Annotated in this window: 27 protein-coding genes; 12 read left to right on the forward strand and 15 right to left on the reverse strand. The window is 63.5% G+C overall.

Going from position 1 to position 25828, the window contains the following annotated elements; genetic code table 11:
* Window positions 1–25: 25 nt before the first annotated feature.
* The 3 genes from O3306_RS10680 to O3306_RS10690 form a co-directional block, all read right to left on the reverse strand.
* Window positions 26–1801, reverse strand: a complete 1776-nt coding sequence (locus tag O3306_RS10680; RefSeq protein ID WP_272006768.1) for an acyl-CoA dehydrogenase C-terminal domain-containing protein — start codon at window positions 1799–1801, stop codon at window positions 26–28.
* Between the two features lie 51 nt (window positions 1802–1852).
* The gene (locus O3306_RS10685; protein WP_272006771.1) at window positions 1853–2254 is read right to left on the reverse strand and encodes a MerR family transcriptional regulator; all 402 of its coding nucleotides are present in this window, start codon (window positions 2252–2254) and stop codon (window positions 1853–1855) included.
* A 154-nt stretch (window positions 2255–2408) separates the two neighbouring features.
* Complete coding sequence (locus O3306_RS10690; protein ID WP_272006773.1) at window positions 2409–2780, reverse strand: MerR family transcriptional regulator; 372 nt, start codon at window positions 2778–2780, stop codon at window positions 2409–2411.
* A gap of 323 nt (window positions 2781–3103) precedes the next feature.
* On the opposite strand from O3306_RS10690, the gene O3306_RS10695 reads away from it, so the two are divergent.
* The 4 genes from O3306_RS10695 (at window position 3104) to O3306_RS10710 (ending at window position 5835) form a co-directional block, all read left to right on the forward strand.
* Window positions 3104–3538 (forward strand): PaaI family thioesterase, encoded by a 435-nt coding sequence (locus tag O3306_RS10695; RefSeq protein WP_272006776.1) that lies wholly within the window; start codon window positions 3104–3106, stop codon window positions 3536–3538.
* A complete protein-coding gene (locus tag O3306_RS10700; RefSeq protein WP_272006779.1) occupies window positions 3538–4059 on the forward strand; it encodes a PaaI family thioesterase in 522 nt (173 codons plus the stop codon). Before O3306_RS10695 ends, O3306_RS10700 begins: the two co-directional genes overlap by 1 nt.
* Before the next feature lie 4 nt (window positions 4060–4063).
* Window positions 4064–5383, forward strand: a complete 1320-nt coding sequence (locus O3306_RS10705; protein ID WP_272006782.1) for an MATE family efflux transporter — start codon at window positions 4064–4066, stop codon at window positions 5381–5383.
* Window positions 5384–5451: 68 nt separating this feature from the next.
* Complete coding sequence (locus O3306_RS10710; RefSeq protein WP_272006785.1) at window positions 5452–5835, forward strand: VOC family protein; 384 nt, start codon at window positions 5452–5454, stop codon at window positions 5833–5835.
* A 12-nt stretch (window positions 5836–5847) separates the two neighbouring features.
* Here O3306_RS10710 and O3306_RS10715 read toward each other — a convergent pair whose 3' ends face one another.
* From O3306_RS10715 to O3306_RS10730, 4 genes are all read right to left on the reverse strand, one after another.
* Entirely contained in the window at window positions 5848–7470 is a 1623-nt protein-coding gene (locus O3306_RS10715; protein ID WP_272006787.1) for a hypothetical protein, read from the reverse strand.
* Between the two features lie 86 nt (window positions 7471–7556).
* Window positions 7557–7898 carry an arsenate reductase (glutaredoxin) gene (gene arsC, locus O3306_RS10720; RefSeq protein WP_272006789.1) on the reverse strand — a complete coding sequence of 114 codons (342 nt, stop codon included), beginning with the start codon at window positions 7896–7898 and terminating at the stop codon, window positions 7557–7559.
* On the reverse strand, window positions 7895–8953 hold the full coding sequence (locus O3306_RS10725; protein WP_272006791.1) for a quinone-dependent dihydroorotate dehydrogenase: 1059 nt from the start codon (window positions 8951–8953) through the stop codon (window positions 7895–7897). The genes arsC and O3306_RS10725 overlap by 4 nt, the downstream gene beginning before the upstream one ends.
* On the reverse strand, window positions 8950–9288 hold the full coding sequence (locus O3306_RS10730; RefSeq protein ID WP_272006793.1) for a DUF952 domain-containing protein: 339 nt from the start codon (window positions 9286–9288) through the stop codon (window positions 8950–8952). Before O3306_RS10730 ends, O3306_RS10725 begins: the two co-directional genes overlap by 4 nt.
* 111 nt (window positions 9289–9399) lie before the next feature.
* Here O3306_RS10730 and O3306_RS10735 point away from each other — a divergent pair, with 111 nt between their 5' ends.
* The 3 genes from O3306_RS10735 (at window position 9400) to O3306_RS10745 (ending at window position 12840) form a co-directional block, all read left to right on the forward strand.
* Complete coding sequence (locus tag O3306_RS10735; protein ID WP_272006796.1) at window positions 9400–10965, forward strand: bifunctional metallophosphatase/5'-nucleotidase; 1566 nt, start codon at window positions 9400–9402, stop codon at window positions 10963–10965.
* Between the two features lie 63 nt (window positions 10966–11028).
* Window positions 11029–12222, forward strand: coding sequence for a class I SAM-dependent methyltransferase (locus O3306_RS10740; RefSeq protein WP_272006799.1), 1194 nt, complete (start codon window positions 11029–11031; stop codon window positions 12220–12222).
* A 3-nt stretch (window positions 12223–12225) separates the two neighbouring features.
* Window positions 12226–12840: an SOS response-associated peptidase gene (locus O3306_RS10745; RefSeq protein WP_272006829.1), complete on the forward strand. Its 615-nt coding sequence runs from the start codon at window positions 12226–12228 to the stop codon at window positions 12838–12840.
* A 26-nt stretch (window positions 12841–12866) separates the two neighbouring features.
* Here O3306_RS10745 and O3306_RS10750 read toward each other — a convergent pair whose 3' ends face one another.
* From O3306_RS10750 to O3306_RS10775, 6 genes are all read right to left on the reverse strand, one after another.
* A complete protein-coding gene (locus O3306_RS10750) occupies window positions 12867–13406 on the reverse strand; it encodes an adenine phosphoribosyltransferase (protein ID WP_272006832.1) in 540 nt (179 codons plus the stop codon).
* 84 nt (window positions 13407–13490) lie between these two features.
* The gene (locus O3306_RS10755; RefSeq protein ID WP_272006835.1) at window positions 13491–13964 is read right to left on the reverse strand and encodes a DUF2269 family protein; all 474 of its coding nucleotides are present in this window, start codon (window positions 13962–13964) and stop codon (window positions 13491–13493) included.
* On the reverse strand, window positions 13965–15263 hold the full coding sequence (locus O3306_RS10760) for an SDR family oxidoreductase (RefSeq protein ID WP_272006838.1): 1299 nt from the start codon (window positions 15261–15263) through the stop codon (window positions 13965–13967).
* Between the two features lie 14 nt (window positions 15264–15277).
* Window positions 15278–15907, reverse strand: coding sequence for a LysE family translocator (locus tag O3306_RS10765; protein WP_272006840.1), 630 nt, complete (start codon window positions 15905–15907; stop codon window positions 15278–15280).
* Window positions 15908–15934: 27 nt separating this feature from the next.
* Complete coding sequence (locus O3306_RS10770) at window positions 15935–16822, reverse strand: S-methyl-5'-thioadenosine phosphorylase (RefSeq protein WP_272006843.1); 888 nt, start codon at window positions 16820–16822, stop codon at window positions 15935–15937.
* Between the two features lie 143 nt (window positions 16823–16965).
* Window positions 16966–17787, reverse strand: coding sequence for a cysteine hydrolase (locus O3306_RS10775; protein WP_272006846.1), 822 nt, complete (start codon window positions 17785–17787; stop codon window positions 16966–16968).
* Between the two features lie 132 nt (window positions 17788–17919).
* Here O3306_RS10775 and O3306_RS10780 point away from each other — a divergent pair, with 132 nt between their 5' ends.
* The 3 genes from O3306_RS10780 to O3306_RS10790 all read left to right on the forward strand — a co-directional run bounded on the left by O3306_RS10780 (window position 17920) and on the right by O3306_RS10790 (window position 21510).
* A complete protein-coding gene (locus O3306_RS10780) occupies window positions 17920–18831 on the forward strand; it encodes a helix-turn-helix domain-containing protein (RefSeq protein WP_272006849.1) in 912 nt (303 codons plus the stop codon).
* Between the two features lie 102 nt (window positions 18832–18933).
* Complete coding sequence (locus tag O3306_RS10785; protein ID WP_272006852.1) at window positions 18934–20571, forward strand: SulP family inorganic anion transporter; 1638 nt, start codon at window positions 18934–18936, stop codon at window positions 20569–20571.
* A gap of 21 nt (window positions 20572–20592) precedes the next feature.
* A complete protein-coding gene (locus O3306_RS10790; RefSeq protein WP_272006854.1) occupies window positions 20593–21510 on the forward strand; it encodes an AEC family transporter in 918 nt (305 codons plus the stop codon).
* Between the two features lie 9 nt (window positions 21511–21519).
* On the opposite strand, the gene O3306_RS10795 is transcribed toward O3306_RS10790, so the two are convergent.
* Window positions 21520–22104 carry a flavin reductase family protein gene (locus O3306_RS10795; protein ID WP_272006857.1) on the reverse strand — a complete coding sequence of 195 codons (585 nt, stop codon included), beginning with the start codon at window positions 22102–22104 and terminating at the stop codon, window positions 21520–21522.
* Window positions 22105–22188: 84 nt separating this feature from the next.
* Between O3306_RS10795 and O3306_RS10800 the strand changes: the two genes are divergently transcribed.
* Both O3306_RS10800 and O3306_RS10805 read left to right on the forward strand, forming a co-directional pair.
* Window positions 22189–22692 carry a GNAT family N-acetyltransferase gene (locus O3306_RS10800; RefSeq protein ID WP_272006860.1) on the forward strand — a complete coding sequence of 168 codons (504 nt, stop codon included), beginning with the start codon at window positions 22189–22191 and terminating at the stop codon, window positions 22690–22692.
* A gap of 34 nt (window positions 22693–22726) precedes the next feature.
* A complete protein-coding gene (locus tag O3306_RS10805; protein WP_272007068.1) occupies window positions 22727–23494 on the forward strand; it encodes an EcsC family protein in 768 nt (255 codons plus the stop codon).
* Window positions 23495–23571: 77 nt separating this feature from the next.
* On the opposite strand, the gene ptsP is transcribed toward O3306_RS10805, so the two are convergent.
* Entirely contained in the window at window positions 23572–25815 is a 2244-nt protein-coding gene (gene ptsP, locus O3306_RS10810; protein WP_272006862.1) for a phosphoenolpyruvate--protein phosphotransferase, read from the reverse strand.
* Window positions 25816–25828 lie beyond the last annotated feature (13 nt).

Here is a 25828-nt window from a genome sequence, read left to right on the forward strand (position 1 = left end):
GGTGAGTTCCGAACCCACCTTAGCTTCAGAACTGGTCGACGCTCAGCCCCATTACCGGGTCTGCACCCGATTGAATCCGCGCCAGATGCATCCCCGTCGCGGGCAGGCGGCGCTGCATGTAGTAACGCGCCGTCACCAGTTTGGCCTGATAGAATGCCGTGTCGCCGCTGCCGCCCTCGAGTTCCACCAATGCGGCTCTGGCCATGCGGCCCCACATCAGCCCGAGGCAGACATGCCCGAAAAGATGCATGAAATCATAGCTGCCCGCCAGTGCCGCGTTGGGGTTTTTCATGCCATTCTGCATGAAGAACATGCCGGCGGCCTGCAGATCCTTGGAGGCGGCTTTGAGCGGCTCGATGAATTCGGCCATGCCGTCCATGTCGGCATTGTCCTTGCAGAAGCTCTTGACCATGTCGAAGAAGGCCATGACGTGCTTGCCGCTGTCTAGCGCCAGCTTGCGACCCACCAGGTCGAGCGCCTGCACACCGTTGGCACCTTCGTAAATCATTGCGATCCGGGCGTCGCGGGTAAATTGCGACATGCCCGATTCCTCGATGTAGCCATGCCCGCCATAGACCTGCTGCGCCTGCACGGTCATGTCGTAGCCCTCATCGGTCAGGAAGCCCTTGACGACAGGGGTCATCAGCGAAATCAGCCCTTCGGCCGCCGCGTCATCGCCGCGGTGCGACCGGTCGATCAGCTGCGCGCTCCACAGCAGGAACGCCCGGCCGCCTTCAACGAAAGACTTCTGGTCCATCAGCGAGCGGCGGATATCGGGATGCACGATCAGCGGATCGGCGGGGCCTTCGGGGTTCTCGGTGCCGGTCACGGCACGGCCCTGCAGCCGGTCCTTGGCGTATTCCAATGCGTTCTGATAGGCAATCTCGGCCTGCGCCAAGCCTTGCATGCCGACGCCGATGCGGGCTTCGTTCATCATGGTGAACATCGCGCGCATGCCCTTGTGCTTCTCGCCCAGCAGCCAGCCCTTGGCACCGTCATAATCCATCACGCAGGTTGAATTACCGTGGATGCCCATTTTCTCTTCGATCTTGCTGCACGCCACGCCATTGCGCTCGCCCAGGCTTCCATCCTCGTTCACCAGAAATTTCGGCACAATGAAAAGGGACACGCCCTTGATGCCCTCGGGGCCGCCGGGGATCTTGGCCAGCACCAGATGGACGATGTTGTCGGCCATGTCATGCTCGCCGGACGAGATGAAAATCTTCTGCCCGGAAATCTGATAGCTGCCATCGTCCTGCGGTTCGGCCTTGGTGCGCATCAGTCCCAGATCGGTGCCGCAATGCGGCTCGGTCAGGTTCATGGTGCCGGTCCAGTCGCAGGAGAACATCTTCGGCAGATAGGTCGCCTTTTGCGCTTCCGTGCCATGCACGAGGATGGCAGATGCCGCGCCATGGGTCAGGCCCTGATACATGGTAAAGGCCTGGTTTGCCCCCGAGAACATCTCGCCCACGGCAGTGCCCAGGATATAGGGCATGTTCTGCCCGCCGAATTCCACGGGCAGGTCAAGCGCAGTCCAGCCGCCTTCGCGCATCTGATCTAATGCCGCCTTGAAGCCGGTCGGGGTGCGCACGACGCCGTTTTCCAGCTTGCAGCCTTCGGTGTCGCCGACGGCGTTGAGCGGCTGCAGCACTTCGGAAGCAATCTTGCCCGCCTCGTCGAGAACCGCCGCCGTAAATTCAGCGTCAAGTTCGGCGTAACCCGGGATATCTGCCTGAGACACGTTCAGTACATTGTGCAGGACAAACTGGATGTCCTTCGTCGGGGCGGTGTAGTTCGGCATGTCGTACGTTCCCTGAGTTGATCCTAAATGTATGGGCTGTAAATCCTGAGCTTATTCAGCGGCCTCACTGAGGTTGTTCATCGACGAGAGCGTCTGCTCTACCCAAGCCATCTGCTTGCGCAGGTCGGAAATGGCATTGTCGAGCTCAGCGCGCTGCACTTCCAATTCGCGTAGACGCTCGGACCCCAATTCGAGGGTACGCAGCATCTGTGTGTGCTGCCGGTCGCCCGTGTCGTAGAGATCTAGAAGCTGGCGGATTTCTTCGAGGCTAAAACCAAAGCGCTTGCCGCGCAGGATCAGCTTCAGCCGCGCGCGGTCGCGCTTGGTAAAGAGGCGTTTTTGCCCGTCGCGGATTGGCGCAAGAAGTTCCTTGGATTCGTAGAAACGCAAGGTTCGGGGCGTGACGCCAAAGGCATCGCACATTTCGCGAATGGTCATGATTTCGACGGTCATTTCGGTCCTGCAGTATCGTTAGGGTTGCACTTGATATGTGCTTTGAAGGGCTGCTTACAACAGGTGTTCGGGTTGACGTAAGTCCGACGTAACGTCACTTTCAAGGGAAGTGTCTCGGGAAGATCAATTTGTCGGGCTGAAGCCCGGCACGTTCCTACCCCTTGAGCGAGGCTGCCGTGTCGTCGCGCAGTTTCTGAAGCTCTTCCATTGCTTCCTCGATCTGCTCGCGCTGATCGGCCAATTCGCGCAACTGCTTGTCCGCCAATTCGATCCAGCTGCGCATCTGCGCGGTTGTGCCGTGTTTTTCGTAAATCATCAGCCACTGGCGGATTTCTTCGAGGCTGAAGCCGAATTTCCGGCCCCGCAGGATCAGGGTCATCCGCGCCATTTCGCGCGGACCATAGAGCCGCGCGCGGCCGTCACGTTCGGGCTGAAGCAGCTCGATATATTCATAATATCTCAGAGTGCGCGGCGTCACGTCGAATTTCGCGCACATCTGCTTCAGGGATAAACGTTCTTCGGTCATGGTTTCTCGCAACAAACGCGTGATAAGGGACCAAGTTCCGACAGCGTGCCTCAATTTCCGGCATTGTTAAAGCCCCTAGAGCCCTTTGCATTTTATCTTAAACAAGGAACGCGCAAAAGGCCCACGCTCATTTAAAGTTGTAGACGTTTCACATCTGATCTGTGTCTGGGGGTAGCGTTCAAAACGCTTTGGATGGCCGTATCACGCTGCTGGGCGCGATCGGCAAGGCAGGGCACGGCAGACGGCTGGCCCTTGCGTGCGCGCGGATGAGTGTCAATAACGGTCAGGTGACCGCGAACCAGATCCAAGGCGAGGCCCGAAATATGAGCAGCACAGCGACCGGCGACGCAAACCACCCGGGGTTGCAGTTCTTTCGCGAATTACCGCATGCGGTGGCGCTCGGCATAAAGGCGGATTTGATGAAAGATGGCCGTGCCGAGATGTCCATGCCCTGGAATGAGAAGCTGGTCGGTGATCCCGAAAGCGGCGTCATTCATGGCGGCGCGGTCAGCGCGTTGATGGATACCTGCTGTGGTGCTGCGGCGATGAGTCATCCCGGTGCCAACGGTGGCACGGCGACGATTGCCCTGCGGATCGATTACATGCGCCCCGCCACGCCCGGCCAGACGATCCGCGCGCGTGCCGAGTGCTTCCATATCACGCGGTCGGTCGCCTTTGTCCGTGCCACTGCGCTTGACGATGACGACGATCGCCCGGTGGCCACTGCAACCGGAACCTTTACCGTGGAGGGCAAGTGATGGCAGAGCAACCGCGCCGCCCACGTCCCGAGCCTGTGCAGGTCGTCAAGCAGCGGCGCGATGCCGCGCTGACCGCGTTGGTGGAAGGCGTGCCCTATATCCGTTTTCTGGGGATCAGCTTTGACCGGCGCGGCGACGAGCTGACCGGCGTTCTGGCCTATCAGGATGCGCTGATCGGCAACCCTATGCTGCCCGCGTTGCACGGCGGCGCGACGGCTGCGTTCATGGAAGTGACGGCGATCATCAGCCTCAGCTGGTCGATGCTCTGGCCCGAAATCGAAAGCGGTACAACGCTGGCCGAAACGCTGGTTGCGGGGCAGATGCCGCGCCTGCCAAAGACCATCGATTTCACTGTCGATTATCTGCGCACTGGCCTGCCGCGCGATGCCTATGCGCGGGCCAAGATCAACCGGTCGGGGCGGCGCTATGCCTCAGTGCATGTGGAGGCGTGGCAGGACAACCGTGACCGCGCCTTTGCCCAGGCGACGGGGCACTTCCTGATGCCGCGCCGCGATGGCTGACAGCATGGCACCTGCCTCCGGGCCGTTGACGCATGCGCGCGTGCTGCGCATTGCGGGGCCAATCGTGATTTCCAATGCGACGGTGCCGATTCTGGGGGCGGTGGATACCGGTGTTGTGGGGCAGTTGGGACTGGCCGCGCCGATCGGTGCTGTCGGGATCGGCGCGATCATCCTCACCGCGATCTACTGGATTTTCGGGTTCCTGCGGATGGGCACCAGCGGGATGACAAGTCAGGCCAATGGGGCAGGCCAGACCGGCGAAGTGGCGGCGATGCTGACCCGGTCGCTGATGATCGCAGCGGTGGGTGGTTTGACGATCATCGCGCTGCAACTGCCGCTTTTCTGGGGCGCGTTCAGCATTGCGCCAGCCAGTGCCGAGGTAGAAGGCCTGGCGCGCGATTACATGAATATCCGCGTCTGGAGCGCGCCCGCCATTATCGCCCTTTATGCCGTGACCGGCTGGCTGATCGCGTTGGAGCGCACCGGTGCCGTCCTGATGATTCAGGTATTGATGAACGGGGCGAATATCCTGCTCGACCTGTGGTTCGTGCTGGGCCTCGGCTGGGGCGTGGAGGGCGTTGCCTGGGCCACCTTCATTGCGGAATGGGGCGGGTTGGGCCTTGGCCTGTGGTTCTGCCGGGCGGCGTTCGGCGTGCCTGCATGGCGCGACTGGGGGCGCGTCTTTGATCGGGTCCGGCTGCGCCTGATGCTGGGGGTGAACCTTGATATCCTGCTGCGGTCGATGATGCTGGAGGTGATGTTCGTCTCGTTCCTGTTTCTTGCCAGTGATTTCGGCGACGTGACGCTGGCGGCCAACCAGGTGCTGCTGCAGTTCTTGCACATAACGGCCTATGCGCTGGACGGGTTTGCCTTTGCCGCCGAGGCGCTGGTGGGGGCCGCGTTTGGCGCGCGCTCTGCCGTGCGGGTGCGCCGGGCGGCGCTGCTGACCAGTCTCTGGGGGATAGGCTGCGGCGTGGTTCTGGCGGTGGGGTTCGGCATTGTCGGCGTCTGGGGGATCGGCCTGATGACCACAGCGCCGGATGTGCAGGCCGCCGCGCAGCTCTATCTGCCCTATATGATCGCGGTGCCGCCGCTGGCTGTGGCGGCCTATATGCTCGATGGCATCTTCATCGGCGCCACGCGGACGCGCGACATGCGCAACATGATGGCGATCAGCCTTGCGGTCTATGGCATCGCGGTGTTGCTGCTGCTGCCCGCCTTTGGCAATCACGGGCTCTGGATCGCGCTCCTGATTTCCTACGTGACGCGCGGGTTGTCATTGGGCGCGCGCTATCCTGCGCTGGAACGAGCGGCGGCAGACTGATGCGCTGCATGTTCGCCGCTCGGGCCCCGCTGTGCTAGACTTCCCGGAGATAGCACAGAGGGCAGAGTATGGAGCTTGGCGCATTTTCGGTCAGTCTGGCGGTCAAGGATCTGGCCCGCTCACGCGCGTTTTACGAGGCGCTCGGGTTCGCAGAGGCAGGTGGCGCGCCCGATCAGGGCTGGCTGATCCTGCGCAATGGCGACACGGTGATCGGTCTGTTCCAGGATATGTTCAAGGGCAACATCCTGACCTTCAATCCCGGCTGGGACCAGAGCGGTGTGTCGCAGGCTGCGTTCACCGATATCCGGCAGATCGAGGCGCGGCTGAAGAAGGCCGGGCTGGAGATCGAGCGCGAAACCGGCGGCGGTACTGGTCCGGCCAGCCTGATCCTGCACGACCCGGATGGGAATGCGGTGATGCTCGACCAGCATGTGGATGCGCCAGACACCTGACGCACCGGGTGATCAGTCCGTGGTGTGCAGCCGCGAGCGTTGCACCAGCAGGATCGTCAGCAGCGGCAGGATGAAGCCCAACGCGCCGGTAGTGATCAGCAGCCAGCCGAGCTGGGTGTAATCGGCAGGCACCTCCACGCCACCGGTGGTATCGGTGATCTCGCGGTTGACCACGAAAACCTGGTTCAGATATTTCGTCGCCAGGGAACTGGCCGAAAGCGCGAGATTGGTGAAGGATGCCATGACCGCAAAAAACGTCGCCTTGAGGTTGTCGGGCGCGTTGCGCGCGATCCATGCCAGCATTGGGATGAGGGCGATCTGGCTCAGCGGGGATTCCGCCGCAGTGTCCAGCACGGCGATGAACCGTGCATCGACCAGCCCGCCGGTCAGCGGTGCGGTGATGTCCTGAATGCCGTAGTATAGCGAGATGTTGGGCAGGGCGAGCACCCCGGCCGCGATGGTGAGGATCAGATAGACTTGCGTCAGCCTGCGCTGTGCCATGAACGGGCGTAGCACGATCATCGCCACCAGTGTCAGCAGCGCTGCCACAAGTTGCAGGACCGACAGGAATTGCGGATCGAAGCCGAGCTCGTCGATCGAAAACCACGTGGCGCCCTGTCCGGGCAGGGGAACGGCGCGAAAGACGAAGATGATCAGCGCCGTACCCACCAGCATCCGCGCTTGCGCGGGAGACAGGACGCGCAAGAGTTGCCGCATCAGCAACAGCACGATGGTCATCGACCCGGCAAAAACGATCTCTTGCGCATAGGGCACTTTTAACAGCCCGACGCTCAGCGAAAGGGCGACGAAGGCACCGCCGCCGATGAAATACCAAGGATTGACCTTTGTCGGCGGGCCGGGCCGGTGTGTCAACGCGCCGGTATCCAACCCCGCCCGCACCGCGCGACGGATCGCAAGGCGCCGCTGGAGCGAGGCGAGGATCACGCCCGAGACCGAAATCAGTGGCACGATCATCGCGATAAGGTAGATATCGGCGTAAACCTCTGCCTTGGCGGGTTGCGTCAGATCCTCCACCCCGTCGAATGCGATGATGTTGATCATGGCCACAATGAGGGTGCCGCCGATCAGCGCGACGCGCCCCAGCATCTGCATCGTCGTATGCATCCCGCGCAATATATCATCGTCCAACGGCGCGCCGTCCGGTGCGTGCCGTGGCACTGCCTCGACCGACATCGCGTCAGCGACGGCGTCCTGCAACACCAGACCGCAAGGGGCCAGCAGCGTTGAAGCGATGAACCACGCCTCGATGGGCAGCACTGCTCCCATGACATCGGGCGCGGAGATCAGCAGGTACATGATGCCAAAGCTGCTCGCGACCAGTGCTGCCCCTAGATAGAGCAGCAGCCATTTCCAGCGCCAGACGATATCCACCAGATGCCCCAGCGGCATTTTCAGCGCCCAGGGCAAGCCGGCCCAGAATGAAAGCCCGGCCAGAAAGGCAGCGGACAGCCCCAGGTATTCCTTGACGAAGAACACGCCGACAATCGCAGTCAGTGTCGAAACCCCGTAAGCAAGATAGACCATCAGCGGCGGCAGAAACGACCAGCGCATCTGTCGAAAAAGGTCGAAGAGAACCGCATCGAACCAGCGAAATATGGTCTGGGTCAGTTTCATTTTGTCCTGTCTCTCACCGGCGTTGGCACAGGATCAGCCGCATTGAGGTATAATGCAATGCGGCATGTCCGGGCATGGCCATCCGGTCAGAGCAGACCAAGCAGGGCTTCGGGCGGGCGTCCGATCACAGCGGCATCGTTGGTAATTCCGATGGGCCGCTCGATCAGTTTCGGATTCGCGGTCATTGCTGCAAAAAGCGCGTTCTCAGGATCCGAGAGGCTGAGCCCCAATTCGCGGAAAATGGTCTCGCCGGGGCGCATCATCTTGGCCACGGGGCGTTTCAGCAGCGCGTGCACCGCGCGCAGTTCCGCCTCTGACGGGGCGTCTTCCAGATAGCGCCGGACTGTCACCTGCGCGCCGCGCTCCTGCAACAGCGCCAGTCCCGCCCGCGATTTCGAGCAGCGTGGATTGTGCCAATAGGTGATCATAGCCACTCCTCCCGTTTGGTGCCGACTGCGTCCGCGACCGATGCATGTCCGTCCGCCTCCAGCAGCCGATCCAGCCCGGCGGCGATGCGCGGCACCAGCGACAGCCCCTCGTATACCAGCGCGGAATATAGCTGCACCGCCGTGGCGCCTGCGCAGATCTTGGCATAGGCATCTTCGGCGCTGGCGATCCCGCCCACGCCGATCAGCGGCATGGCGCCGTCGGTCAGTTGTGACAGCCGCGCCAGAACGCGCGTGGATTTCTCCATCAGCGGCGCGCCGGACAACCCGCCCTTTTCAGCGCGCGCCGCACTGGTCAGCCCGTCGCGGTCCAGCGTCGTGTTGGTGGCGATGATCCCGTCCAGTTTGGCGGCGCGGGCCACTTCGGCAATCTCGGCAAGTTCGGCATCGCTTAGGTCCGGCGCGATCTTGAGGAAGATGGGGATGGGCCGCTCCAGCCAGTCGCGCACTTCCATTACGCCTTCGAGCAGCGCCGTCAGCGCCTGGGCGCCTTGCAGGTCGCGCAGCCGTTCGGTGTTTGGCGACGAGACATTGACCGTCGCGAAATCCAGGTGCCGCCCACAATGGGCCAGAACACGGGCGAAATCCTCGGCCCGGTCGGCGCTGTCCTTGTTGGCCCCCAGATTGAGGCCGATCACCGCGTCCTTGGGGCGCGCGGCAAGACGCCCGGCAGCGGCGTCCATGCCGGCGTTGTTGAACCCGAACCGATTGATCACGGCGCGGTCCTGCGGCAGCCGGAACAGGCGCGGGCGCGGATTACCGGGCTGGGCCTGCGGCGTCACCGCACCTACCTCGATCATGCCGAAACCCGCGCGCGCCAGCGGTGCCAGCACTTCGGCGTTCTTGTCGAACCCGGCGGCGAGGCCGATGGGATTGTCTAGGCGCATTCCGGCCAGTTCGGTCCGTAGGCGCGCGGTGGTGATCCGGCCGGGCAGGGGAACGAGGCCAAGGCGCAAGGCACGCAACGCCAGACCATGCGCCGTTTCCGGATCGCACCGGTGCAGCAGCCGCAGGCCGAGCCGCTCCAGCATGGTCATTCCATCCCGGCGGGGAACTGATGCTTCCCGTCCATCAGGGGCAACGGCTGTGCCCACGCCACGTCCGACAGGCGCAACTCCCGGTACAGATGCGGGAAGAGCGCGCCACCGCGCGACGGCTCCCACCGCAGGTCATCGCCCAACCGGTCGGTCTCAACCCCAAGCAGAACCAGACCGTCTTCGCCTGCGAAATGCTTTGCGGCGGTTTCGGCCGCCTGTTCCGCGGTCGAGAAATGCACATAGCCATCGGCCAGATCGACAGGCGCACCTGCAGACTGGCCACTGGCGCGCAGTTCGGCCCATTCGGCGGCGCGGAAAATCTTGTAAATCACCATGGCGGGGTGATGCCCCGGCATGTGCGCGCGGTCAAGCGCAGATGGGTTTGACGCGGCCTGCGTGGCAGGGCACCATCTGCGGCGTAACTGCGTTGCCAAAGGAGTATGTTGATGATCCGCCCCCTGTTGACCGCTGTGGTGCTGGGCTGCGCGGCCCTTCCTGTGTTGGCCGAGGACCGTCTGACGATTCTGCATACCAATGACTTTCACGCCCGGTTCGAGCCGATCAACGCATACGATTCGACCTGCAAGCCCGAGGACAACGCAGAGGGCAAGTGCTTTGGCGGCACCGCCCGGTTGATCTCGGCGATCACCGCCGCGCGGGATGCCGCCACGGCGCCGGTGATCCTTGTCGATGGCGGCGATCAGTTTCAGGGCACGCTGTTTTACACCCACTACAAGGGCAAGCTGGCCGCCGAGATGATGAACCTGCTTGGCTATGACGCCATGACCGTGGGCAATCACGAGTTCGACGACGGCCCCGAAGTGTTGCGCGCCTTTGTAGACGCGGTCGAATTTCCGGTGCTGATGTCCAATGCCGATCTCTCGGCCGAGCCATTACTGGCAGACAAGATTGCCCGGTCCGTCGTGATCGAACGCCGTGGCATGACCGTGGGCCTCATCGGCCTCACGCCGCAGAACACCGATGAATTGGCCACGCCCGGCCCGAATGTCACATTTTCCGATCCCGTTGCGGCCGTGCAGACCGAGGTGGACCGCTTGACCGATGCGGGCATCACCCGGATCATCGTGCTGTCGCATAGCGGCTACGCCGTTGATCAGCGCGTGGCGCAGGAGACGACTGGCGTTGACGTGATCGTGGGCGGGCATTCCAACACCTATCTGCACCCCACCGATCCCGAGGCCGAGGGGCCGTATCCGACCATGATCGGCGACACCGCCATCGTGCAGGCCTATGCCTACGGCAAATTCCTCGGCGCGCTGGATGTCACTTTCGATGCATCTGGGAAACTGGTTTCTGCGACCGGCGCGCCACAACTCATTGATGCGGGCGTGGCCGAAGATGCAGGCGTGTTGGCCCGGCTGGCGCAGGCGGCAGAACCGCTCGAGGAGCTTCGCAACAAGGTCGTGGCCGAAGCGGCCCTGCCCATCGGTGGCGATCGTGACGCCTGCCGTACCGGCCCCTGCGCGATGGGTATCGCCGTGGCCGAGGCAATGTTGGAGCGGGTCAGGGATCAGGGTGTCGAAATCGCGCTGCAAAACGGCGGCGGTGTGCGTTCTGGCATCGATGCGGGCCCCATAACGATGGGCGAGGTGCTGACTGTTTTGCCATTCCAGAACACGCTTTCGACCTTCCGTGTTTCGGGGGCCGAGGTGCTGGAAGCACTTGAAAACGGTCTGAGTCAGGTTGAGGAGGGCGCAGGCCGATTTCCGCAGGTCGCAGGCATTGAGGTGGTCTATGAACCCGCCGCAGCACCCGGCAGCCGGGTGCGCGCTGTGACAGTGGCGGGGGCGCCGCTCGATCCCGATCGGCTTTATGGCATGGTGTCCAACAATTACTTGCGCAATGGCGGCGACGGCTTTGCCGTGCTCAAAGGCGCGCGCGAGGCCTATGATTTCGGTCCCGATGTGGCGGATGTGCTGGCCGAATATTTCGCCCGGCGTATCCCTTTCATCCCAATGGTCGATGACCGCGTCCGCACAAGTGCCGAATAACCCCATGTCCTTCATTTTGCCAAAAATACTCAATGCACTCCGCAGCAAAGGTCACCCACGCCCATGAATCAAGTCAAAGACCAATACGAGGTTTACCCGTACCCCGAGCGTGATCCCAAGGATGAAGCCAAGCGGCTGATCACCGGCTCTCCCTCGCACCCGTTGGAGATTGACCATTTCGTGTTTGGCGGGCAACGCGACTGGTCGCGGCCGCTGCGCGCGCTGGTGGCGGGTGGCGGCACCGGGGATGGGCTGATCCAATTGGCACAATTGATGGCGCAGGCGGGCAAACCGTGCGAGATCACTTACGTTGACCTCAGCGCGGCGTCGCGCAAAGTGGCCGAGGCGCGGGCGCGGGCGCGCGGGCTGACCGGCATCCGCTTCATCACCGGCAGCCTGATGGACGCGCCCGATCTGGGGACTTTCGATTACATCGACTGCTGCGGGGTGTTGCACCATCTGCCTGATCCGGTTGCCGGTTTCGCGGCGCTGCGCGCGGCGCTGGCCCCCGGCGGCGGGCTGGGGTTCATGGTCTATGCGCCTTATGGCCGGTCCGGTGTTTATCCCTTGCAAGAGGCATTCGGCGCGCTTTTCGAGGGCATGTCACCGGAAGAGCGTCTGAAAGCGGCGCGCAAGATCATGGAGACCTTGCCCGAGGGACATCCTTTTTCCAGCAATCCCAACGTGGTTGACCACCGCAAAAGCGACGCGGGGTTCTACGACTTGTTGCTGCATTCGCAGGACCGGTCTTTCACGGTTCCCGAACTTCTCGATACCCTGGCGCAGGCGGGCTGGGCATTGAGCGGCTTTGCCATGCCGGCACTTTACGAGCTGGACCGGCTGGCCCCGGTGCCCGAACATCTGGACATCCCCGCGCAAATGGCCGTGGCCGAGAAACTGCGCGGCACGATCAAGACGCATGTTGGCTATGCCGTGGCTGCCGACGCGCCGGTGGCGCCCGCGTCGGGCAAGAACCGGACGCTGGTTCCGCATATTCGTGGCATTGCACCGCAGAAACTGGCGCAGGGTCTGGCACAGGGGCAGCGGCCCAAGCTGGCCTATCCCGGGACCAAGAGTCACCTGTCGCTGGGGCGCGAGGCAGCGCCTTTGATCGGGGCGATCAACGGTCGCCGGTCGCTGGCCGAGATTGCCGCCGCTGCACGGCTCGATCCCATCGCCATGGGCGCGCAGTGGTCACGGATCGAACGCGAACTGGTCAGCTGGGGGATGCTGCATTACTCGGGTATTCTGCGCTAGGCCATGTGCGGTCGCTTTGCCATCACCTTGCCGAATGACGCGATGGCACAGCTATTCGCGGCGCGCCCGGCGAACGATCTGCCGGACGTGCCGAACCGCAATGTCCGTCCGACGGATCAGATCCATACGGTTATATCGGACGCAACAGATCGCAGGCTGGCGCCGATGCGCTGGGGGTTTGTGCCTGTCTGGTACAAGGCTCTGAATGACGGGCCGCTGCTGATCAACGCCCGGGCCGAGACGATCGCGGAAAAGCCCGCCTTCAGCGAAGCCTGCCGCGCCCGGCGCTGTCTGATCCCGATCAGCGGTTTCTATGAATGGACCACCGGCGCAGATGGCAAGAAGCAGCCGTGGTATATTGCCGCGCAGGACGACGCACCGCTGGCCTTGGCAGGTATCTGGCAGGATTGGACGCGCGGCGAAGCGTCAGTTCGCAGTTGCGCCATCGTGACCACGGCGGCGAACGAGGCATTGAAGCACATTCATCACCGGATGCCGGTCATCGTGGATGCCGCCGATTGGCCGTTGTGGCTGGGCGAGGCAGGCAAAGGTGCCGCCACCCTGATGCGGCCCGCCACAGATGGCTTGCTGAAGTTCGAGGCGCGCGCGCCTGAATAAGGTGGAGGCCGGCATTGGCGCGGCGGTCAGTCGCCTTCGAAGGCGCAGAGCGCGTGCACGTCCATCCCCAGCGCTTCCAGCCGCTTGCGCCCGCCGAGATCCGGCAGATCGACCACGAAGGCACATCCCGCGATCCGGCCGCCCTGCCGTTCAATCAGGCGGATACCGGCCTCGGCAGTGCCGCCGGTTGCCAGAAGATCATCGACAAGCAGGATTGTCTCACCGGCTTCAATGGCGTCCTCGTGCAGCTCGACCGTCGCATCGCCGTATTCCAGTTGATAGTCCTGCGCGATGGTGCGCCCCGGCAGCTTGCCCGCCTTGCGGACCGGCACGAAGCCGACGCTGAGCTGATGCGCCACGGCGCCACCAAGGATGAAACCGCGCGCCTCCAGCCCCACGACCTTGTCGATCCTCAGCCCGGCATAGGGGTGCAGCAACTGGTCGATGGCCATGCGGAATCCGCGCGGATCGGCAAAGAGCGTGGTCACATCGCGGAACATGACGCCCGCCTGTGGGAAATCGGGGATGGTGCGGATATAATCCTTGATCGTCCGGGTCGGGGGCATTCGCAGTACCTTGTCTGGTTATAATCTGGCCGGTGGGGTTTGGCCGATCCACTGCCCGCATGCAAGCGCGGGCTATGCCTTTGCCTACCACAGCGTTGGTTTGGCGACCATTAGCCAGAAAACCACGACAAGCGCGGCAAAGGCGGGCCAGCCGAGGATGAACCAGATGCGATAGGCGCGGATGGCGCCCTCTGGCAGAGATGCGCCGTCGCGTGCCGCGCGGGCGGCCAGATCGCGGATGCGGATTTGAAGCATTGCGACCGGCGCCCAGCAGGCAAATGCCAGCACGTAAAGCGCTAGCGACAGCAGCAACCACGGCGCGCTGAGGGGATGCCCCTGTAAATGCGCCAGCCAGATTCCGGTGAGCGGCTGGATCAGGCCCGCGGGCACTGTGAATAGCCAGTCAGCCAGAACGACACCGCCCGCAACGGTCGCCACGGTTTGTGCTTGCCGCGTGCGCATCGCCCAAACCATCTGAAACGCGGTGCCGATACCCGTACCGAAAAGCAGTGTCGCGCTGAGGATATGCATCCATTTGGCGATGAAATAAGGGTCCATTCAGCGTTCCTGTTCCAGAATGGCCGAAATGGCGATGAGCATCATGACGGGGATGTTTTTCAGCAACCCGCCCAGCGGCAGCAGCCACAGCCCGGCATTCAGCCAACTGAACGCAAGGGTATAGGTCAGCACCACGCCCACTTGCAGGCCCGCAAGCGTTCGGGGCTGCCAGCCCCGCAAGAGCGCGGCCCCGATCCCGAGGTCAAGCACACCGCCGAGCCGCGCCAGCGCGATGAGCATGCCGTCGCCCAGCATAGTGTCGGGCAAAAGCGGCAGAAAAGCCGCGCTGGGCAGGGTGAGGCCGATCACCCCGGAGGCGAGCCAGAGGAATGCCAGCACGATCCGCAAAACCGGGCGCATCAGGTAGAGCCGCGCGTGCCAAAGATCCTGCGTTCCCGCAGGGCGGGCCGCCATAAATTGGCTGAACCCGCGCAGTTTTACCGTAAGCGCCGCGATGGCACTGTCGGGGTGCGCCAGAACACCGCTTTGCAACTGCGCCACCGCTGTGGCCGAGATCGGTCCCCAGCGCAGGGCGTCGCCCATTCGCCCCAGACCGTGCGCCAGCCAGAGTGGCAGCCGTAACAACGGCACTTGGCGCAGACCCATCCATGCCCGCAAGCTGCGCAGCATTTCGGCCTGGCTCAGGGTTTCGGGGCCGCCGATACTATGCACGCCGGGGCCGGGTGGATGGCGCAGCAGGTGGTCCACGACGCGGGTCAGATCGGCAGCATGTACCGGGTTGAACTGCTGGTCTCCACGCCCCACGACCGGCGTGAAAAACGGCAACGCAGCCAGCGCACGGGCCAGCGACGAGCCGCCATAGGATGTCTCGCTCAGGACCAGACCGGTGCGCAGGATGGTGATGCCGTGTGTTGCCGCGACGGCTTCACCCGCACGCCGGTGGCGGGCAAACCCGGTTTCGCTGCCGTCGATCCCGACGGCCGAGATCAGCAGCCCACGGGCGGGCACGGGCAGGGCGGCGTAGATCGCTTCGGGGGCTGCGACATGTACGGCATGTGAAACGGTTTCGCCTGCGTTCAAGACGCCCGCAGCGTTGACGACATGGGTAACGCCCGCCAGCTTGCCCTGCCAAAAGGCGGGGTGTTGCGGTTCATCCGCCGCAAGATCGGCGCGGAGTGTTTCGAACCCCATCCATTCCAACGCGTCCGTGCGCCGGGCCGAAGCCAGCACCTGCCAACCTGCCGCGCGCAGCCCGAATGCAAGATGGCGGCCGATGAACCCGTCCGCGCCGAGGATCAGCACGCGGCCCGGGTCTGCTGCGGCTTGGGACTTGTCCATTTCTCAGCGCGCCATCAGCCCGCGCGACGCAGCGCGGCGGTCATCACCCCCATCGCGATTAACGCGCCGCCACCCGCCCGGGTGAGCCAGGTGATCACGCCGGGCCGCCGGATGCTCTGGCGCAGTCGGTCCGCCAGCAGCGCGTAGGCAAAGGAATTGACCGTCGCAAGGCCAACAAAGGTGCCGATCAGGAGGGCAAACTGCGGCAACAGCGGCGCGTTCAGCGAAACGAATTGCGGCACGAAGGCGATGAAAAACGCGATGGATTTCGGGTTGAGCGCGGTCACCGCCGCCATATGCCAGAAAACACCCTGGCCGGTAACGTCGCGCCCGGCTGTGCGTGCCTCAAGCCCGGCCGAGGGCGCACTGCGCAGCAGCTTGACTCCGAGATAGACAAGATAGAGCACACCGACCCATTTCAGCGCGGTAAAGAGCGTCGCCGAAGCAAGCACCAGCGCGCCCAGACCCAGCAACGAGGCTGTCATCGCCGCCAGATCGCCCAGTGCCACGCCCGCTGCGCTGGCCACCGCAACCTTGCGCCCCTGGCTGAGCGCGTAGCTGAGTACCAGCAGCACGGTCGGCCCCGGTATCAGGAGAAGCGCGGTAGAGGCAGCTACAAAGGCGAGCCAGAGTTCCAAGGGCATGTTGCAATTCCTTCCCTAAGTCGGGCTTCAGTCCGGCGCGCTGTTCAACACCCGTCCCGCCACTGCATCCAGCCGCGCCACCAGCGTCGGATCACGGGCCTCCGGCGCGGTCAGTATGGCAAATTCCAGCGCCCGGTCACAGCCATGGGGGCAAGGGTCGCGATCTGCCCCGAGGCGTGCAGGCAGGCCGCGCAGCATGTTCCGGCCCTTGTCCGCATTGCCGGTCAGCGTGGCGATGATCTGTGTCACGTCAACCTCGCCGTGATCGGGGTGCCAACTGTCATAATCGGTGATCATCGCGACAGAAGCATAGCAAAGCTCTGCCTCGCGGGCGAGCTTGGCCTCGGGCATGCCGGTCATGCCGATCACATCGCAACCCCAGACCTCGCGGTAGAGCCGCGATTCCGCGAGCGACGAGAATTGCGGGCCTTCCATCGCAAGGTAGGTGCCGCTGTCGTGGACCGTGATACCGGCGGCGCGAGCGGCCTCGGTGCAGGCCTGCGACAGGCGCGGGCAGGTCGGATGCGCGATGCTGACATGGGCGACGCAGCCCGGCCCAAAGAACGATTTTTCGCGCGCAAATGTGCGGTCGATATACTGATCGACGATGACGAAATCACCCGGCGCCATCTCGTGCCGGAACGACCCGCAGGCGCTGACGCTGATGACATCGGTGACGCCCAGACGTTTGAGCGCATCGATATTGGCGCGGTAGGGCACGGAGGACGGGCTGTGTACATGCCCCCGGCCGTGGCGCGGCAGAAAGGCGAAGGCGATGCCATCCAGCGTGCCGGTCAGGATCTGGTCCGAAGGCGCGCCCCAAGGGGTCTCGACGCTTTGCCATTCGGCGTCTTGCAGCCCGTTCATCTCGTAGAGGCCCGATCCGCCGATCACACCGATCATGGGTTTGGTCATGTATTTCCCCATCGCATCCATTGTCACTGCCCTGATTGATAGGCGGCGGTCACGCGAATGAAAATGCCTGTTATCCGTCCCGCGCCCTATCTTGGGCGTGTGCCTTGCAGGATCGACCGACCCTGCAAGGCCTTTTCCGCGGGTCAGCCGAGCAGGTTTACCACCTCGTCGGTGCTCCAGACTGCGTTGGCGATGTAGCGGAAGTTGATCAGCGCCGCGAGATACCCGTCCCCTTCCGGGAGCATCGCTGCCGCCGTGCCATCGCTGACCACGGCCACTTCGAACCCCTGTTCTATCAACTCGCGCATATGGCTCTCGGTGCACAGGTTGGCGGACATGCCCGCGAGGATCACCTGATCGATGCCGTTCTTGCGCAGTTGCAGCGCCAGGTCGTTATGCTCGGGGCCGTAAAGCTTGTGCGGCGAGGTGACGATGGTCTTGCCGTCGTGGATATAGGGTTTGTAGCGGTCAAGGAAATCCGCGCCCGACCCCTCGAACCCCTCCAGGCTGAGCGGGTCCTTGCGGTCGAACATGCCGATCTTGTGCATCAGCTTTTCCAGCGCACCCTCGAATTTCCAGCCCTTGTCGGTGGGGTAGTAGTAGTGCGGTGACACGGCGACGGTGATGCCCGCAGCCTTGGCTGCCTTGAAAAGGCGCTCGATATTCTCGACCGTATTGTTGCGGGTAACACTGTCACCGACCACGCCCCAGGTCACGCCGTCGGGGCTGAGAAAATCGTTCTGCGGGTCGGTCACCACCAGCGCGACACGCGCCAGATCGAGCGTCATGTCGCTGGGCGGCAGCGCCGGATCGGCAGGGGCTGCATAGGGATCGTCCTGTGCCTGCGCCTGGGTGGTGGAGGCGGCCAGCCCGGTGGCGGTCGCCAGGGCCGCGGTGCCGGTCAACGCCTGGCGGCGGGTGAGGGTGGGGGCGCCTTTATCGGCAGGGAGGTGGCAATTGCACATGGTCTTGTCCTTTCTGGATCTAGGGATGTCACAGGCCATAGATGTCGGGGTGGATGTGCCTTTTCGTCCCGAAAGCGTTGCTGAAGTGATTATTTATGTGCCTGTGCTGCCGAAGCGTGGCAGAATGCCCCTATGGAAGATCAGCAGAGTCACGACCGGATCCTGTCCGAACTGGACATCTCCGCCGAACCCTTCGCCATCTGTGCACTGGAGGGGAAATGCTCCATGGGGCTGGGCCGCAATCCCGGCGCGACGCTGCATTACGTGCTGGGCGGTACCGGTAGCCTGGGGTTTCAGACGGAACAGCCGATCGCGCTGATGCCGGGCCGGCTGGTGCTGGTTCCGACCAGCCTACAGCATTCGCTGCGCAATCATGGCGGTCGGCAGACGGGGCTGCCCGCCTGCAAGCCGGCGGGACTGGAGCTCGCGCAGCACGTGGCGCAGGGCAGCGGCGCGGGCAACATGGTGGTGCTGTGTTCGACCATCTCGCTGGGGCTGCGCAACACCCACGGGCTGATCGACTTGCTGCGCCGGCCGCTGGTGTTGGACATGGAGACCGCGCCGACCGCGAAACGCGCGATGCAGGCGCTGCTGCACGAGATGATGCAGCCTAGGGTCGGCCGTGCCGCAATGATCCGGGCGCTGCTGCTGCAATGCATGATCGAACTGCTGCGCGAGCGGTTGGAGGCGGGCGATCCGGCGGTGCTCTGGATCGGCGGGCTGGTCGATCCGGGGTTATGGCAGGCGTTGCGCGCGATGCTTGACGATCCCGGAGCGCCGCATTCTCTGGAGACGCTGGCCGCGACGGCGGGCATGAGCCGCTCGCGTTTTGCCGAGCGATTCCAGCAGGCTTGCATGGCGCCGCCGATGGCGTTCTTGCGCGAATTGCGGCTGGCGCGCGCGGCGCAGCTACTGATCGAGCGGCGCGACCCGGTAAAGCGCATTGCCCGCCAGGTCGGGTTCGAGAGCCGCAGCGCCTTCACCCGCGCTTTCACCGCAAGTCGGGGGCAATCGCCGCGCGCTTTTCGCGACGGGCGCGGCTGAACTGCGGCGCGCCAGACGCCGCATCTCTATCTGGTAAAACCGCTCGCAGCCCTGTAAGGAGACCGCTCGCGCATCAGGACAATTCATCACGGGACACACGCTTTGAAACAAGCTATTCTGGCCGCCTTCGCAAGTCGCATCGACATGCCCGATCTGGGGGTCATGCAGGATGAGAAATTCAGCCTTAGCCGTCTCAGGATCGAGTTGCTCTCGGGGCTCACGGTTGCGCTGGCGCTGGTGCCCGAAGCGGTGGCGTTCGCTTTCGTCGCCGGGGTTAACCCGCTGGTCGGCCTTTACGCGGCATTCCTCGTCGGGCTCGTTACTGCGCTGATCGGTGGGCGGCCGGGCATGATTTCGGGTGCGACAGGCGCGCTGGCAGTGGTCATGGTCGCCTTGGTCGCGCAGCATGGGGTGGAATACCTGTTTGCAACGGTGGTCCTGATGGGGATCATACAGATCGTCGCGGGCGCGCTGCGATGGGGGAAATTCATCCGGTTGGTGCCGCATCCGGTGATGCTTGGCTTCGTCAACGGGTTGGCCATTGTCATTTTCCTTGCCCAGATGAGCCAGTTTAAAGTGCCAGGCACGATGTCGAATACCGGCCACGGCATGTCGGGTGGCGTGTGGCTGAGCGGCACGCCGTTGCTGATGATGCTGGGGCTGGTGGGTCTGACCATGGCGATCATCTGGATCACGCCGCGCATCACGCGGGTGATCCCCGCGCCGCTGGCCGGGATCGGCGTCGTAGCTGGCCTTGTGATCGCCTTTGGGCTGGACGTGCCTCGGGTTGGCGATCTGGCCTCGATCCAGGGCGGGCTACCCAGCTTTCACGTGCCGATGGTGCCGCTGAACTGGGCGACGTTCGAGATCATCCTGCCCTATGCGGTGATCCTCGCGGCCATCGGCCTGATCGAGAGCCTGCTGACCCTGAACCTCGTGGGCGATATCACCGGCAAACGCGGCGGCGCCAGCCAGGAATGTATAGCGCAAGGGCTGGCCAACACGCTGACCGGGTTTTTCGGCGGGATGGGCGGCTGCGCGATGATCGGCCAGTCGATGATCAACGTAAAATCCGGCGGGCGCACCCGCATCGCGGGGGTGGCAGCTGCCATTTTCCTGCTGATCTTTATCCTTTTTGCCGCAAAGGCCATCGAACAGATCCCGCTTGCAGCGCTGGTGGGCGTGATGTTCATGGTAGTGATCGGGACTTTCGCCTGGAACTCGCTGACCATCCTGCGAAAGGTGCCGCTGACGGATGCGGCGGTGATCTTGCTGGTGACCGCGGTAACGGTGAAATACGACCTGGCCATCGCGGTGGTCGTGGGCGTGATCGTCTCGGCGCTTGCCTATGCGTGGAACAATGCCAAGCGTATCCACGCGATCGAGCGTGCTTCCGTGACCGAAAAGGGCGCCAAGGTATACGAGATCCAGGGCCCGCTCTTTTTCGGTTCTGCGGCCGGGTTCATGGAAATTTTCGATATCGAAGGGGACCCCGAACAGGTGATCGTCGATTTTGCGGCCAGCCGGGTTGTTGACCAGTCCGCCTTGCAGGCGATCGAAGCGCTTGCGGCGCGATACGAAGCCGCCGGTAAACGTATCCAGTTGCGCCATCTGAGTCGCGATTGTCACCGTTTGCTGTCGCGGGCAGGGCATCTGGTTATCGATAGCGACGATGACCCCGATTATGCCATGGCGGTGGATTACGGTGTGCGTACCGGGGTGCTGGGCGCTGGGCACTGATCAGGGCCGGAGGCAGGGGACATGATCTTTCTGGTGATCCTTGCCGGGCTTCTGCCTTCGTTTCTGCTGGTCGGACTAGGCGGTCTGGTGCGCCGCCGCTTGTCAGAGAATGCCTGGCAGGGGCTCGACCGGCTCAACTTTGAAATCCTCTTTCCCGCGCTGCTGTTTGTCGCTGCGTCCAGCCGGCCTATCGAGCTGAGCACTGTCGCCACCATCGCGCCCGCGGTATGGGCTTTGCTGAGCTGCGGTCTGATCGCGGGCTATGGCGCGCGCCGCTTTGGCCCCGAACGATTCCTCGATTTCGCGGGCGCGTGGCAGACTGCCTGGCGGTTCAATTCTGCCATTGGCATCATTGCGGTGGGCGCGCTCAGCACGTCCGAGCCGGCATTGATGGCAGTGGCGATCGGGATGGCGGTGCCGCTGGCCAACGTGTTCGCCGTCTCGGCACTGTCGCGCGGCGGTGCGCTCGGGCCGATGGCGACGGTGCGCAAAATCGCTCTGAACCCGTTTCTGCTGGCCTCGCTAAGCGGGGTGTTGTTGGGGCTGTCGGGCTATCGCCTGCCGGGCGTGGTGCTGGCACCGCTGACCTTGCTGGCTGACGCGGCCATTCCCATCGCGCTGATCTCGGTCGGGGCGACGATGAACTGGCATGCTCTGGCGCGTCTGACGCGCTTCAGCGGGACGCTTTGCGGGGTCAAGCTGATCTTGCTGCCCGCGCTGGTGGTGGCGGTGGCACTGGGGCTGGGGGCTTCCGGGCCGCAGGTGGCCGTCTTGCTGGTCTTTGCGGCCCTGCCCACGGCCTCTGCCGCGCATGTATTGGCGGCAGGCTTTGGCGCGGATCGCGAGCTGTCAGCGACGCTGGTGGCGCAATCGACACTGCTGGGAGCGCTGACATTGCCGGTCTGGGTCACTTTGGCAGAGATGTTGTTTCTACGCTGAACGGGTGGGTTAGTCGTCTGGGCGGTCCAGGCTGAACACATTCTCGACCACTGCATAATCGCGGTAGCCCAGCCGCGAAAGGGGATGGAATGTGGTCACGTCGAAATACCCGTCCACCAGGCAATCGTCGCGGATATGCACACCGGTGACTTCACCGAAGATGGCGTAATTGTCCACGCCGCCCAGTTCCAAGATATGCGTCATCCGGCATTCCATCGAGGCGGGCACACCTGCGATCCGCGGGCAATCGATGGTGGTGCACTCGGCTGCCTGCAACCCCGCATGCGCAAATTCATCCACGTCGCGTGCCAAAGTGGCAGACGAGGCGTTCATCTGGTCGCGCATGTCCTGCGCCACGACATTGGTGCAGAAAACGCCGGTTTCGCGGATGTTTCGCACCGAATCCTTGTTGCCGTTGGAGGCGAACATCACCTGCGGTGGCACATAGGCCACGGCATTGAAGAACGAATAGGGCGCCACATTGCGCACGCCGTCCGCGCCACGCGTGGAAATCCAGCCGATGGGGCGAGGCGACACGATGGCGTTGAACGGGCTGTGCGGCAGTCCGTGTCCGTTTTTCGGCTCGTAAAACATCTGGCACCGGCTGATCGTTGATCTGGGTTTGTGCCAGACCTAACGCCGTGCTAGGCGCTTTGCCACCCGTAAATCGGACCAAGGATGCCCCGCGTGCGAGAGCTGCGCCCAGAAACACAGGACGACTGGTGGGAGGTCGAGGCGCTTTACGACCTGTGCTTTGCGCCGGGTCGTGAAGCCCTGTCATCGTACCGGCTGCGCGACGGGATTGCCCCGGTGCGCGGTCTCAGCCTTGTGGCGCGGGATGCGGGTGGCATTCTGGGCGGCGCGATCCGGTTTTGGCCGGTGCGGATCGGGGCGCATGATGCGCTGCTTCTGGGGCCTGTTGCGGTGCACCCGACGCGGCAGGGCGAGGGGCTGGGCGGCCTTCTCATTCGCGAAAGCCTGGAACGTGCCCGAGCGCAGGGCTGGGCGCGGGTCATGCTGGTGGGTGACGCGCCCTATTATGGTCGCTTCGGATTCACGCGTTTGGACTCGGTCGAGATGCCGCCGCCGACCAACCCGGACCGAGTTCTGGGCATATCGCTTGTGCCGGGCGCTTGGGACAAAGTTGCGGGTAAAGTCACCCGCGCAGAACCCGAACCTTGAATTTCGGGCCAATCCGTCCGATCTTTGGTAGATGATGGATCTGCTTGACCCTCCGATTGACGAAGGCGCTGTAGAAGCGAAGCTGGCTGAACTGGTGCGCAGGCACGATTTGGCCGGCAATTTTGGCATTCAGGTGCTGAACGTGGTTGGGGGGCAGGCCGAAAAGCTGCTGGACCGGCTGCCCGCAGAGATGCGCGACCGGCTGGGAGATGGCACCGAACAGGCGCTGCGCCTGGCGATGCAGGCGGCCCATGGCTCGCGCAGTGTGGTGGGCGGACAGCCCGGCTGGCTGAACCGCGCCGTGACCACCGCCATGGGGGCGGCGGGCGGGCTCGGTGGCCTGCCGAGCGCCATGGCAGAACTGCCGATCACCACCACGATCCTTTTGCGCGCCATTCAAGATGTTGCGGCCGAGCAGGGTTTCGACCCTGATGAGGAAGGTGTGCGTTTCGACTGCATCCAGGTCTTTGCAGCCGCCGGGCCGCTGGACCATGCTGACGGGTCCGATCTGGCGTTTCTCAGCACGCGGGTCGCGGTCACGGGCAAGACGATGCAGGCGCTCATTGCCCGCGTCGCGCCGCGTCTCAGTACCGTTCTGGGGCAAAAGCTGGCGGCACAGATGGTGCCGGTGCTTGGGGCTGCGGCAGGGGCGGCGACGAATTACGCCTATACCAGTTACTACCAGCAGATGGCGCATGTGCATTTCGGCTTGCGCCGCCTCGCGATTATATCCGACCGCGACCATGCAGAACTGGTCGAGGCGTTTCGGGCGCGGCTGAAGAAGCCGGTCGTTCGGGGGTAATATCCGCCCGACAAATGCTGTCTGAATGCCGTCAGGTAGGCCAGATTCCTTACCGGCGTTTGGGCAAACAGCCCTTTTCAGAATTTCTCGCGCAGGTAATCCATGACCGCGCCGCGCACCGACTGATCGCCGCGGGTGCTGGCGGAGTCGATGATGTCGCGCAACTCGCCCAGATGGGTGCGGCGCAGGACTGATTTTACCGGCCCGATGGAGGCCGGGCGCATCGACAGGCTGCGCAGGCCCATCGCCGCGAGGCAGGCGGCCTCGACCGGCCGGCCCGCATCCTCGCCGCAGAAGCTGAGCGGTGTGCCGCTCCGTTCGCAACGTTCGACAATGCTTTGAAGGAAGGTCAGGAAGCTGACATTGAGGGTGTCATAGCGGCGCCGTACGCGCTCGTTCTCGCGGTCGGCGGCAAAGAAGAACTGCTTGAGGTCGTTGCCGCCGATCGAGAGAAAATCGACCTCGCTGTAGAATTTGTCGGGGGCAAAGGCGAGGCTGGGTGTTTCCAGCATCGCGCCAATTTCCACCGAAGCGGGCAGGGGGTGGCCGAGAATACGCTCGCGCTCCATCGCCTTTTCCATCTCGGCGCGGGCGGCACTGTATTCGTCGCGCTGGGCCACGAAGGGAAACATCACAGTCAGCGCGCGCCCCTTGGCACCGCGAATGAGCGCCTGCAACTGCATGCGCATCACGCCCGGTTTGTCCAGGCCGACGCGGATCGCGCGCCAGCCCATCGCCGGGTTCGGCTCGTCCGTGGGCTTCATGTAGGGCAGCACCTTGTCCGAGCCGATATCGAGCGTGCGAAACACCACGCGCTTGCCCTGCGCTGCGTCCATCACGCGTGCGTAAAGCTCGCTCAATTCGGACCTGCGCGGCATCTGGCTACGGATCAGGAACTGCAATTCGGTACGAAACAGGCCAACACCATCGGCGCCGGAATCTTCGAGGCTCGGCAGATCTGCCATCAGCCCCGCATTCATCGTCAGCGATATGGTTTGGCCACAAAGGGTAAGCGCGGGTTTGCTTCGGATCGAGGCGTAGCGTTCCTGCGCCTTGGCCTGCATCGCCATCTTGTCGCGGAAGGCGGCGAATACCGTGTCGTCAGGGCGCAGATGGACAATGCCCTGATCGCCGTCCACCAGGATTGGATCGCCATTGAGCGCTTCGGCGGTGATCCGTGACGCGTGGATGACCAGCGGGATCGCCAGCGCCCGGGCAACGATGGTGGCGTGCGAGCCGACCGAGCCCTCCTCCAGCACGATCCCTTTCAGCGAGCGGCCATAATCCAGCAATTCCGCCGGGCCGATATTGCGGGCGATGAGTATCGGGTCGGGGGGCATCGCTGCGCCTGTCTCGCCGCCCTGACCCGTCAGGGTGCGCAGCAGACGGTTCGACAGATCGTCAAGATCGTGCAACCGGTCGCGAAGATAGGCGTCGGTGACCTGGGTCATCCGGGCACGGGCGGTGGATTGTTCCTTTTCCACGGCGGCCTCGGCAGACAGGCCGCGCCCGATGTCCTCTTCCATCCGGCGCATCCAGCCCTTGGAATTGGCGAACATCCGGTAGGCTTCGAGCACTTCCAGCTGTTCCTTGTCGCCGCTGCGGGCAAAGCTGAGCATACGGTCCACGCCAATACGCAATTCTTCAACCGCATCATTCAGGCGCTGGCGCTCGCGTTCGGGGTCCTCGCCGATCAGGTTCGTCACCACCACGCGCGGCTCGTGCAGCCACACATGACCACGCGCCGCACCATCCTGCGCGGTTGTACCGCGAAACTGCACCGATTGCTGATGGCGCGCGGACATCGCGGCGCCTTCGCCAATGAAGGCGCCCAGTTCGGCCATCTCGGCCAGCACCATCGCCACGACTTCCACGGCATAGACTTCTTCATCGGAAAAGGTGCGGGAGTCTTTTGATTGCACCACCAGCACGCCGAGCTTTTCGCCCAGCCGTTGCACGGGCACGCCCAGGAAGGATGAATAGGCTTCTTCTCCGGTTTCCGGCATGAAGCGGAAACCGCGCGTTGAGGGCGCATCGTCGGTGTTTATTACATTTCCTGTGCGCGCCACTCGGCCAACCAGACCTTCGCCCAGACGCATCCGGGTCTGGTGGACCGCTTCGGGATTGAGGCCCTCGGTCGCACAAAGCTCCAGCGTGTCCTCATCGCGGAACAGGTAGATCGAGCAGACCTCGGTATGCATCTCTTCGGCGATCAGCTGCGTGATCTGGTCGAGACGGGTCTGACCGGCGGCATCGTCGGCCATGACCGTGCGCAAGCGGCCCAACATCTGGCGGCTATCAGTCTGAAACGGCTCGCTCATGTCGCCTGCAATC

The organism is Roseovarius sp. ZX-A-9, assembly GCF_028369135.1.
Taxonomy (GTDB): domain Bacteria; phylum Pseudomonadota; class Alphaproteobacteria; order Rhodobacterales; family Rhodobacteraceae; genus Roseovarius.